This window comes from Cellulomonas sp. McL0617 (assembly GCF_049994875.1).
Lineage (GTDB): Bacteria > Actinomycetota > Actinomycetes > Actinomycetales > Cellulomonadaceae > Cellulomonas.
Window position 1 is genome coordinate 620,350 of record NZ_CP188256.1, and the last position, 11,028, is coordinate 631,377.

At 71.8% G+C, this 11,028-nt stretch carries 10 protein-coding genes and 1 tRNA gene; 9 read left to right on the plus strand and 2 right to left on the minus strand.

Annotated features, from left to right (window positions below):
- Positions 1 to 9: 9 nt before the first annotated feature.
- Complete coding sequence (locus ACPPVS_RS02850) at positions 10 to 615, minus strand: TetR/AcrR family transcriptional regulator (protein ID WP_426595866.1); 606 nt, start codon at positions 613 to 615, stop codon at positions 10 to 12.
- 118 nt (positions 616 to 733) lie between these two features.
- Between ACPPVS_RS02850 and ACPPVS_RS02855 the strand changes: the two genes are divergently transcribed.
- The 9 genes from ACPPVS_RS02855 (at position 734) to ACPPVS_RS02895 (ending at position 10,233) form a co-directional block, all read left to right on the plus strand.
- A tRNA-Gln gene (locus ACPPVS_RS02855) sits at positions 734 to 805 on the plus strand.
- A gap of 86 nt (positions 806 to 891) precedes the next feature.
- Complete coding sequence (locus tag ACPPVS_RS02860; protein WP_426594468.1) at positions 892 to 1,578, plus strand: phosphatase PAP2 family protein; 687 nt, start codon at positions 892 to 894, stop codon at positions 1,576 to 1,578.
- Positions 1,579 to 1,940: 362 nt separating this feature from the next.
- On the plus strand, positions 1,941 to 3,626 hold the full coding sequence (locus ACPPVS_RS02865) for a SulP family inorganic anion transporter (RefSeq protein ID WP_426594469.1): 1,686 nt from the start codon (positions 1,941 to 1,943) through the stop codon (positions 3,624 to 3,626).
- Positions 3,627 to 3,717: 91 nt separating this feature from the next.
- Complete coding sequence (glmU, locus tag ACPPVS_RS02870) at positions 3,718 to 5,307, plus strand: bifunctional UDP-N-acetylglucosamine diphosphorylase/glucosamine-1-phosphate N-acetyltransferase GlmU (protein ID WP_426595867.1); 1,590 nt, start codon at positions 3,718 to 3,720, stop codon at positions 5,305 to 5,307.
- On the plus strand, positions 5,304 to 6,287 hold the full coding sequence (locus tag ACPPVS_RS02875; RefSeq protein ID WP_426594470.1) for a ribose-phosphate diphosphokinase: 984 nt from the start codon (positions 5,304 to 5,306) through the stop codon (positions 6,285 to 6,287). Before glmU ends, ACPPVS_RS02875 begins: the two co-directional genes overlap by 4 nt.
- 87 nt (positions 6,288 to 6,374) lie before the next feature.
- Positions 6,375 to 6,926 carry an SIMPL domain-containing protein gene (locus ACPPVS_RS02880; protein ID WP_426594471.1) on the plus strand — a complete coding sequence of 184 codons (552 nt, stop codon included), beginning with the start codon at positions 6,375 to 6,377 and terminating at the stop codon, positions 6,924 to 6,926.
- A 286-nt stretch (positions 6,927 to 7,212) separates the two neighbouring features.
- A complete protein-coding gene (locus ACPPVS_RS02885) occupies positions 7,213 to 7,836 on the plus strand; it encodes a 50S ribosomal protein L25/general stress protein Ctc (protein ID WP_426594472.1) in 624 nt (207 codons plus the stop codon).
- Positions 7,837 to 7,967: 131 nt separating this feature from the next.
- The gene (gene pth, locus ACPPVS_RS02890; protein WP_426594473.1) at positions 7,968 to 8,585 is read left to right on the plus strand and encodes an aminoacyl-tRNA hydrolase; all 618 of its coding nucleotides are present in this window, start codon (positions 7,968 to 7,970) and stop codon (positions 8,583 to 8,585) included.
- 124 nt (positions 8,586 to 8,709) lie between these two features.
- Positions 8,710 to 10,233, plus strand: a complete 1,524-nt coding sequence (locus ACPPVS_RS02895) for a sugar transferase (protein ID WP_426594474.1) — start codon at positions 8,710 to 8,712, stop codon at positions 10,231 to 10,233.
- Positions 10,234 to 10,237: 4 nt separating this feature from the next.
- Here the strand turns inward: ACPPVS_RS02895 and ACPPVS_RS02900 are convergent, their stop codons facing one another.
- The gene (locus ACPPVS_RS02900; protein WP_426594475.1) at positions 10,238 to 10,843 is read right to left on the minus strand and encodes an acyltransferase; all 606 of its coding nucleotides are present in this window, start codon (positions 10,841 to 10,843) and stop codon (positions 10,238 to 10,240) included.
- Positions 10,844 to 11,028 lie beyond the last annotated feature (185 nt).

The following is an 11,028-nucleotide window of genomic DNA, read 5'->3' on the forward strand; positions in this document are numbered from 1 at the left end:
CGGCCGAGATTACTCGACGTCGAGAGATGTCAGCATCGGACGCCGCTCGAGCCCCGACAGGCCGTTCCAGGCGAGATTCACCAGGTGCGCTGCCACCTGGTCCTTGCTGGGCCGGCGAGCGTCCAGCCACCACTGCCCGGTGAGGGCGACCATGCCGACGAGCATCTGGGCGTACATCGGCGCGGTCTTCGGGTCCTGGCCCTGCTTCCGGAACTGGTCGGCCAGCAGGTGCTCGACCTGGGTGGCGACGTCACCGATCAACGACGAGAACGTGCCGGTCGCCTGGGCGACGGGGGAGTCGCGCACGAGGATCCGGAAGCCGTCCTCGGACGTCTCGATGTAGCCGAGCAGCGCGAGCGTGGTCCGTTCGACGAGCGCCTTGGGGTGGCCGCCTTCCTCGAGGGGAACGCTGAGCGCGCGGGTCAGCGCCTGGATCTCCCGGTCGACGACGACCGCGTACACGCCCTCCTTGCCCCCGAAGTGCTCGTACACGACGGGCTTGGACACCTCGGCGCGCGCCGCGATCTCCTCGACGCTCGTGCCGTCGAAACCCTTCTCGGCGAACAGGCGCCGCGACACGTCGAGCAGCTGTGCTCGGCGCTGCGTCCCGGTCATCCGGGTACGGGCTGTGCGCTTGGGGTCGGTGGCCACGCGCCCATCATGCCGTGACCGGGTGCGCAAACCTGTGCGTCCGCCCTGGCAGACTTGGCGACGAGGCGGCATGAGCCGCCGGTCCGCCCTGGTGTAACGGCAGCACGCCGGCCTTTGGAGCCGTGCAGTTCAGGTTCGAATCCTGAGGGCGGAGCAGCACCGCAGCGCGCCGCGGCGCAGCGCAGCGCAGCAGCAGCCTGGCCGCCCGGACCCGGCCGAGGCTCGCTAGCGTGGTCTCGCATGACGCCTGAGACGGCCAGCGAGCGCCGCGACCGACGGGTCGTGCGTGCCGTGCTGCCGGGGCTCGTCCTGGTCGCCGTGGGGCTGGCGGTGTTCTTCTCCGTTCTCGACGCCGTCCGCGAGCGCGACGACCTGTGGCATCTCGACCAGCCCGTGCTGGACTGGCTCGTCGCCCACCGGACCGACGCGTGGACAGCGGTGCTCGCGACCATCACCTTCGTCTCGGGTCCGGTGATCCTGCCGATCGTGGTGGGCGTCGGCGCTCTGATCTGGGGCCTGGTGCGGCGCGAGTGGTGGCGGCCCCTGCTCCTGGCAGGCGCGATGCTCGGGTCGTCGCTCCTGGGACTGGCGGTCAAAGGGTTGGTCGACCGGCCGCGGCCGCCGAACGACACGATGGTCGTCCCCGGTGCCGAGCTGACCGCCTCGTTCCCGTCGGGGCACACGCTCGGCACCGCGACCCTGCTCCTCGTCCTCGGCTACCTGGTGTGCAGCCGTCGCCCGACGCCCGCGCGGCTCGTCGCGTGGGGTGTCGTGACCGTCGTCGGCACGACGGCGGTGGCACTCAGCCGGCTCTATCTCGGATACCACTTCCTGACCGACGTGGTCGCGGCCGTGGCGCTCGCCGTGGCCGTGCTCGGCGTGGTGTCGATCATCGACCGGCTCCATACCGCCTCCGCGCATCCCTAGCGGTCGTGGTCCAGCGACGTACCCAGCGGACCCGGTAGGAGGGTGCGGGCGGGGGTCACGATCGAACCACCGCACACCACACCGTCATGTGTCAGGCCAGGGCCTCCGTCGGCGAGCTTGAGGCGTCGGCCGGCGGCTGGGAGGGGACATCCCCGTGCCGGCGCGCAGGCCGAGCTCGTCGAGCCTGCCCAGCGTTCGACGATCGCGCCCTGGCACGCGCACGGGTGCACCCGGTCGCGACACCGAGGTTCTCGGAGTCACGCGGTCTCGGCCCTGCTAGCGTGCGCGTTCCGGGCCTCTCGTCAGTGCGGCTCGGCAACGACGCCGCAGATGGCACCGGTCGTGAAGGAGGCGGGCCGCGCATGAGCCGAGGCCGGACCAGCCGTGTGCCGCTCATCGGCGCGCTGCGGACGTACGACCGCTCGTGGCTGCGCACCGACGTCGCCGCGGGTGTCGCCGTCGCGGCGCTCATCGTCCCCAAAAACCTCGGCTACGCCGGCATCGCCGGCATCCCGCTGCAGAACGGCCTCTACGCCGCCGCGGCGGGCGCGATCCTGTACGCGATCTTCGGCACCAGCAAGCAGATCTCGACCGGCCCGAGCTCGGGCCTGGCAGCCGTGGCGGCGAGCGCCGTCCTCGCGACGGGGATCGCGGGCGACGAGGTCGCGACGTTCGTCGCGGGGATCACGCTCGTGTCCGGACTCGTCTTCGTCCTGCTCAACGTGCTGAAGATGGGCTGGATAGCGCAGTTCCTCTCGCGCGCCGTGGTGACCGGCTTCCTGTTCGGGGCCGCGATCGACGTCGTCATCGGTGAGCTCCCCAAGCTCACGGGGACCAAGACCTCCGGCGACAACCCGATCCAGGAGCTGGAGTCGTGGCTGGGCACGCTGGTCGACCTGAACCGCGCGACGGCGATCGTGGGCGTGGTCGCTCTGGCGACCGTGTTCGGGCTGCGTCGGATCGCGCCGCGCATCCCAGGCGCACTCGTTCTGGTCGTCGGCGGGCTGCTGGCCAACTGGCTGTTCGACCTGGGCGAGCACGGGGTCGCGCTCGTCGGCGACGTCCCGCGCGGGCTGCCGTCGCTCGTCGTGCCGGACCCGACGCTGCTGCGCAACCACCTCGCGACCGTCCTGCTCGCCTCGGTCGCCCTCGTCATGATCGGGTTCTCGCAGACGGCCGGTGACGCACGCACGTTCGCCGCGCGGCACCGCTATCGCGTGGACATCGACCAGGAGTCGCTCGCCCAGGGCGCCGCCAACATCGGGGCGGGTCTGTTCCAGGGCATGCCCGTCTCGACGAGCCTGTCGGCGAGCTCGCTCAACGACCGCACCGGCGCGCGCTCGCCCGTCGCGTCGTTGACGTCGGGCGTGATGGTCATCCTCACGCTCCTCCTGCTCGCGCCCCTGTTCTCGGGCCTGCCGACCGCCGTGCTCGCGGCGATCATCATCGAGGCCGTCGTCATGGGGATGATGGACGTGGCCGGCATGCGCCGATTGTTCCGGGTGCACCGGTTCGACTTCTGGATCGCGATCGTCGCGCTCGTCAGCACGCTCATCGTCGGGGTGCTGGCCGGCGTGCTCATCGGCATCGGCCTGTCGCTCCTGTGGCTCGTCTCGGTGGCCACCCGCCCGCCGCTGCCCCTGATGGCTCGGGAGCGCGGGACGCAGGTGTTCCGGGAGATAGACGAGTACCCCGACGACGAGGTGGAGCCCGGACTCGCAGTCATCCGGATCGACGGCGGCCTGTTCTTCGCCACCGCGGACGCGCTCGAGGACCGGGTGCGTGAGGTGGTTGCGGACCATCCCGGGCTGAACATCATCGTCATCGACTGCGGAGCCATCGCGATCGTCGACTCGCAGGGCGCCGGGATCCTGCACGCGATCCTGGACCTCGCCGACGACCAGGGCGTGACCGTCCGCCTGGCCCGGGTCAAGCCCGCGGTCCGCGAGACCCTCGACCGGGACGGTGTGGTCGAACGGCTCGGCGCGGACCGGATCCACGGGAGCGTGCACCGCGCGGTCGAGGCCCACCGGGGTCAGCGCCCGTGAACTGCCGCACGGCCGCGCGACGGTAGAGTTCACGGTGCGCACGAGATCCGCCGCCCGACCTCTCGGGCAGATCCGCGAGGAGCACCCACAGGTGACGTTCCCCCGCCCGGCAGCCGTCGTCGTCCTCGCCGCAGGCGAAGGAACGCGGATGCGCTCGGCGACACCCAAGGTCCTGCACACGCTGGCCGGCCGGAGCATGCTCGGTCACGCGCTGGCCACGGCGCGGGCGCTCGACCCCGGTCGCGTGCTCGTGGTCGTCCGGCACGAGCGGGACCAGGTCGCCGCGCACGTGACCGAGATCGATCCGCAGGCGCTGCTGGCCGACCAGGACGCGATCCCGGGCACGGGCCGCGCCGTCCAGGTCGCCATGACGGGCCTCGACGCCGCCGCACAGGCCGACGCGGCGGGCGACGGGACCGCCGGCTCGGCGACGGACGCGCTGGTCGTCGGTGCCGTCGTCGTCATCGCCGGGGACGTCCCCCTGCTCGACGCGGCCACCCTGCACGAGCTGCTCGAGGCGCACCACGCGGACGGCAACGTGGTCACGGTGCTCACCACCGAGGTCGCCGACCCCACGGGCTACGGCCGGATCCTGCGCGAGCCCGGCACCGGCGACGTGCTGGGCATCGTCGAGGAGCGCGACGCGACCGACGAGCAGCGGTCGATCGCCGAGATCAACTCGAGCATCTACGTCTTCGACGCCGCCGTGCTACGTGGTGCGCTCGGCCGTCTGGGTCGGGACAACGCGCAGGGCGAGGTCTACCTCACGGACGTGCTCGCGATCGCACGGACCGACGGGGGCCACGTGCGCGCGCTGCGCACCGACGACCCGATGCTCGTCGAGGGCGTCAACGACCGCGTCCAGCTCTCCGTCCTGCGCGCCGAGATGAACCGCCGGATCCTCGAGGACTGGATGCGCGAGGGCGTGACGGTGATCGACCCGGCCACCACCTGGGTGGACGTGGACGTGGAGCTCGAGCGCGACGTGACGATCCTGCCGGGCACCCAGCTGCAGGGCGCGACGGTGGTCCGTGAGGGCGCCACGGTCGGCCCGGACACCACGCTGACCGACGTCGAGGTGGGCCCGGGCGCCACCGTCGTGCGGACGCACGGCAACCTCGCGGTCATCGGCGCGGGCGCCAGCGTCGGGCCCTTCGCCTACCTGCGCCCCGGCACGGTCCTGGGCGACGACGGCAAGATCGGCACCTTCGTCGAGACGAAGAACGCGCAGATCGGCACCGGCTCGAAGGTCCCGCACCTCTCCTACGTGGGCGACGCCACGATCGGTGAGCACACGAACATCGGCGCGGCCTCGGTGACGGTCAACTACGACGGCGTCAACAAGCACCGCACGACGATCGGCTCCTACGCCCGCACGGGCGCGGACAACATGTTCGTCGCGCCGGTCACGGTCGGAGACGGCGCCTACACCGGTGCCGGCAGTGTCATCCGCCGCGACGTGCCCTCGGGTGCGCTGGCCGTGAGCGCCGGTGCGCAGCGCAACATCGAGGGCTGGGTCGCGCGCTCGCGCGCCGGCACCGCGGCGGCTGCGGCCGTCACGCGGCCGGTAGAACGCGGCGACCTCTCCCCGCAGGCGCGCGCGGAGCTGGGCCGCGCCGCCACGGCCGCACAGGCAGCACCCCCTGCAGTCCCCACCGACCCTAAGGACTCCGCCCGATGACCGGGATCGTCTCCTCGGACAGCGAGAAGCGCCTGGTGCTGCTCTCCGGCCGCGCCCACCCCGACCTGGCCAACAACGTGGCCGCCCACCTGGGCATCGAGCTGTTGCCGACCACCACGTACGAGTTCGCCAACGGCGAGCTGTACACCCGGTTCGGCGAGTCGGTGCGCGGCGCCGACACCTTCGTCCTGCAGTCGCACGGGTCGCCCATCAACACCTGGATCATGGAGCAGCTGCTCATGGTCGACGCGCTCAAGCGGGCCTCCGCCAAGACGATCACCGTCGTCGCCCCGTTCTACGGCTACGCCCGCCAGGACAAGAAGCACCGCGGGCGCGAGCCGATCTCCGCGCGTCTCATGGCCGACCTGTTCAAGACGGCCGGCGCCGACCGTCTGATGAGCGTCGACCTGCACGCCGCGCAGATCCAGGGCTTCTTCGACGGCCCGGTCGACCACCTGTGGGCGATGCCGATCCTCACCGACTACGTGCGCGGCCGCGTGGACACCTCGAACGTCACGGTCGTCTCGCCCGACGCCGGCCGCATCCGCGTCGCCGAGCAGTGGGCCGCCAAGCTCGGCGGGGGGCCGCTGGCGTTCGTGCACAAGACGCGCGACATCCGCAGCCCCAACAAGACGGTCGCCAACCGGGTGGTCGGCGACGTCGAGGGCCGCAGCTGCGTGCTCGTCGACGACCTCATCGACACCGCCGGCACCATCGCCGGTGCCGTCCGGGTGATCCTCGAGGCAGGGGCGAAGGACGTCATCGTCGCCGCCACCCACGGCGTGCTGTCCGACCCGGCCGCCGAGCGGCTGCAGGGCTGCGGCGCCCGTGAGGTGGTCATCACCGACACCCTGCCGATCGCCGACGAGCGCCGCTTCCCCAAGCTGACCGTCCTGTCGATCGCCCCCCTCATCGCCCGCGCCATCCGCGAGGTGTTCGACGACGGCTCGGTCACGTCCCTGTTCGACGGTCAGGCCTGAGCGGTGCCGATGGGCGGCCCTCCCGACGACGAGCGACGCGGTCCCCGCGGGGGCGTCACCGTCCGGGGGGCCGGTGAGGTGCTCACCGTGCCCGACGTCGTCATCGCCGAGCTGGGTGCCGAGTCCCGCGGGCTCGACGCCGGGCGCGCCCTGCTGCTCGCGAGCGCGGCGCTGACCCGGATCACCGACTCGCTGCAGGCGGGGGGTCTCGACGCCCGCGCCCTGCAGACCCGGGGGACGTCGTCCTGGACCGACGGCGACCACACGGTGGCCCGGACGGACCTGAGCGTGACCCTGCGCGGCGTGGACACCGCCGGGGACCTGCTGGGCGCCGCCGTCACCGCGGGCGGTGACGAGGCACGCCTCGGCACGCTGCGCTACGCGGTGAGCGACCCGACCGCGGCCCAGGCGTCCGCGCGCGAGCTCGCGTGGGCCGACGCCGTGGCGAAGGCCACGCACTGGGCGACGCTGGCCGGCCGCGCGCTGGGCGAGGTCGTCTGGGTCCAGGAGGGCGTCGCGGACGCCGCGCCGATGTTTGCGCGGGTCGCGGCCGCTCCCATGGGCCTGGCGATCCCGGTCGAGGCCGGCGAGCAGGCCGTCCGGGCCGACGTCACGGTCCGCTACGCCTGGGCCGACTGACCGTCTGGGGTTGGGAGCACCCCGTCGCCTCGGGTAGGCTCTACAGGTTGCCTCGGCGAGGGACGAAGGACGGTCGGACGGAACGGCGCTCATCATGTCAAGGATGGCGTCGGACCGGCACGGCCCCTGAGCTCCGTGATCGACTGGGCGTGCCGCCTCCGCGTGCCCGTCCCACGTCCCGCGTCGAGGCCACCACCACTCTGTTCTTGTACGCGTCGTCCACACGACGCTTCTCTCGTACCGACCGCTCGCGGACCCTGCGCAAGCGCCTACTCCCGGAGTCACCATGGCTGAGATCAAGCTCGTCGCCACCGCCCGTTCCGAGTTCGGCAAGGGCGCCGCGCGCCGCCTGCGCCGTGCCGACCAGATCCCCGCGGTGCTCTACGGCCACGGCTCGGACCCGCAGCACGTCGCCCTCCCGGGCCACCAGACGATGCTCGCCGTCAAGCAGGCCAACGCCCTGTTCTCCATCGAGCTCGACGGCAAGACGACGCTGGCGATCACGAAGGACGTCCAGCGCGACGTCGTCAAGAACACCATCGAGCACGTCGACCTGCTGATCGTGCGCCGTGGCGAGAAGGTCACCGTCGACGTCCAGGTCACCGTCGTCGGCGAGTCCTACCCGGGCACGATCCACGTCTTCGAGACGCAGGCGCTGTCGCTCGAGGTCGAGGCCACGCACATCCCCAACGAGGTCCAGGTCTCCATCGAGGGCCTGACCGGTGGAACGTCCATCACCGCGGGCGAGATCACCCTGCCCGAGGGTGCGACCCTGCTGTCGGACCCCGACCTGACCGTCATCGCGATCAGCGTCCCGCACGCCTCCGCCGACGACCTGGCCGCCGAGGCTGCCGCGTCGGAGATCGCCGCGTCGCAGTCGGCCGCCAGCGCCGCCGCCGCCGAGGCGTGAGCCGTCCGCTCTAGCTGATCGCCGACGCCCGGTACCGTTCCTGACGGTGCCGGGCGTCGTGCACTCTGCCCGTTCCACGACTGCCGCTCCACGACTGCCCGTTCCACGACTGCCCGCACCGAGGAGGCGACATGACCGACGGACCCTGGCTGGTCGTCGGCCTGGGCAACCCTGGCGCGAAGTACGCCGGCAACCGTCACAACGTGGGTCAGATGGTGCTGGACGAGCTGGCCAGGCGCCACGGTGCGACGTTCGGGTCGGGCGGCGGTCGGCTGTTGTCGCGCCCCCAGGCCGTCGTCGCGGAGGCTCGGCTCGGGGTCCTGCCGGGCGGTGTCCCGGGCCCTCGGGTGATCCTGGCCAAGCCGACGACGTACATGAACACGTCGGGCGGACCGACGTCCGCGCTCGCGAAGTACTACGACGTGCCCCTCGAACGTACAGTCCTGGTGCACGACGAGCTCGACATCCCGTTCGCGGACGTCCGGCTCAAGAGAGGCGGCGGCGAGGGCGGTCACAACGGCCTGCGCGACACCACGCGCGCGCTCGGCTCGAAGGACTACGTCCGCGTCCGGGTCGGCGTCGGCCGGCCGCCCGGCCGCATGGATGCCGCCGACTTCGTGCTGCGCGACTTCGCCAAGGTCGAGCTGAAGGACGTCCCGTGGCTGGTGGACTCGGCCGCCGACGCGGTGGAGACTCTCGTCACCCAGGGCCTCGAGCAGGCCCAGCTGCGGTTCCACACCAAGGCGTGAACGTCCTTTCCACCCGGGTGAACACCGGGTGAAAACGGACATATAGGTCTATCTCCGGCCATACCTGTCGACATAGCCTCCAACCCGGACAGACGTACTACTTCATTCGTCGACGGGCAGAGACATGACGATCCTTGGGGATCCGGCTGACGACCTGGACGTTCTCCTCGAACGTCGCAGGGCCGCCGCCGGACCGCGACGCTCCTGGGCGTCGGGTGAGCCGTTCGTGACGCACCCCCGCGAGCCGTTGGCCTCGTACGACGCAGCGAACTGGGGGAGCGAGTCCCGTCGGTACGTCCAGCAGTCCGTCGCGACGGACGTCGCCATCAGCGCGCTCGTCCTCGCGACCGTCCTCGTGCTGTTCCGGCCCTACACCGACGGCACCGCCTGGTGGGCCGTGGTCGTCGCCGTCTCCTTCCTTGTACTGGTCGCCGCCGGCCGGGGGTACGACCACAAGCACGTCGGCGACGGTCCCGGCGAGTTCCAGGCGATCTTCCGCGCGGGCGTCGGCTCGGCCGCGGTGGTGGCCCTCGGCAGCGTCGCCGTCGGTGTCGTGCTCCCGCGCGTCCTGGTCGCCCTCATCGTCGTCGTCCTGACCTTCAGCGTCGCGCTCGGCCGGTACGCGCTCCGTCGTTCGCTGCACGGTCGGCGCTCCAAGGGCATGGCGATGGCCCGGACCCTCGTCGTCGGCGACGCCAGCTCGGTCCACTCGGTGATCTCGGACCTGCGCCGCTCGACCTACCACGGCTACCAGGTCGTCGGCGTGTGCCTCCCGGCCGTCACCGACGAACCGCCGCAGGACGGCGTGCCGACCCTCGGTGCGCTGGCGGACATCCCTCAGGTCGCCTACGACCACCAGGTCGACACAGTCATCGTCGCGGGCAGCGAGCTCGCCGGAGACGCGCTCCGCCGCCTGTCGTGGGCACTCGGGCGTGCAGAAGTCGACCTCGTCGTTGCCCCGGGTCTCGTCGAGGTGCTCGGCCCCCGCGTCCAGCTGCGCCCGACCGCCGGCCTGTCCCTGATCGAGGTCGAGACCTCGTCCCCGCGCCGACGTCGGCTGGCCAAGGCGACGCTGGACCGCACGCTCGGCGTGCTCCTGCTCCTCGTCGCGCTGCCGGTGATCATCACCGCGGCGGTCGCCGTCCGGGTGACCAGCCCGGGCTCGCCGTTCTTCCGTCAGCGTCGCGTCGGCGTCGACGGTCAGGAGTTCACGCTCTGGAAGCTGCGGAGCATGTACGTCGACGCGGAGGCGCGGCGGGCAGCCCTGCTCGAGAGCAGCGACCGTGACGGTCTCATGTTCAAGATGCACTCCGACCCCCGCATCACGAAGGTCGGTCGCCTGATCCGGCGGTACTCGGTCGACGAGCTGCCCCAGCTGTGGAACGTGGTCAAGGGCGACATGTCGCTCGTCGGCCCGCGCCCGCCGCTGCCGCAGGAGGTCGACGAGTACCACGACGCCGTCAACCGCCGCCTGCGTGTGCGCCCCGGGCTCACCGGTCTGTGGCAGGTCAGCGGGCGCGCCGACCTGTCGTGGGACGAGTCGATCCGGCTGGACCTGCGGTACGTCGACAACTGGTCCGTCACCATGGACCTGCTGATCCTCTGGAAGACGGGCCGTGCGGTCTTCGGCGGCTCCGGCGCCTACTGAGGCGTCACTGGATCACGAGGTTCAGCACGCCGTCGACCTCGACGTACAGCTCGTCGGTGATCGGGCACGTCCACGTCTCGTCGCCCTGCTCCTCGAGCGGGGCTCCGGCCCGGCCCACCCAGCGGATGCGCCTCGCCGGCACGCCCGCGACGAGCGCGAAGTCGGGGACGTCCTTGGTCACCACCGAGCCGGCCGCGACGAGCGCCCAGCGACCGATCGTCACCGGCGCGACACAGACCGCGCGCGCGCCGATCGAGGCACCCGTCCGGACCGTCACCCCCACGGCGTGCCAGTCGTCCGCGGACTTGAGCCCGCCGTCGGGGGTCACCGCGCGCGGGTAGTAGTCGTTGGTGAACACCACCGCGGGCCCGACGAAGACGCCGTCCTCGAGGACCGCCGGCTCGTACACCAGCGCGTGGTTCTGGATCTTGCACCGGTCTCCGACGACCACGCCCGGCCCGATGTAGGCGCCCCGGCCCACGATGCACTCCTTGCCGACGACGGCGCCCTCGCGCACCTGAGCGAGGTGCCAGATCCGGGTGCCGGCGCCGACCGTCGCGCGCGGGTCGACGTCGGCCGTGGGGGCCACGGTCGGGCTGTTGTCGGGCACGGTCGCTCCTTGTGGGTCGGATTGCCTGGTGGTCCGATTCTGGCCCACCTGGGGGCACCGCTACGTCATCTGGGCGATTGTCCGTGTCACGCCGGGTGATATCCGGACAGAACGGGCGTCAACGTCCGAGATGTCCCATATCGTCCGGTATCAGAGCCTTCGTGCGAGACCCATGTCCGGGTAGC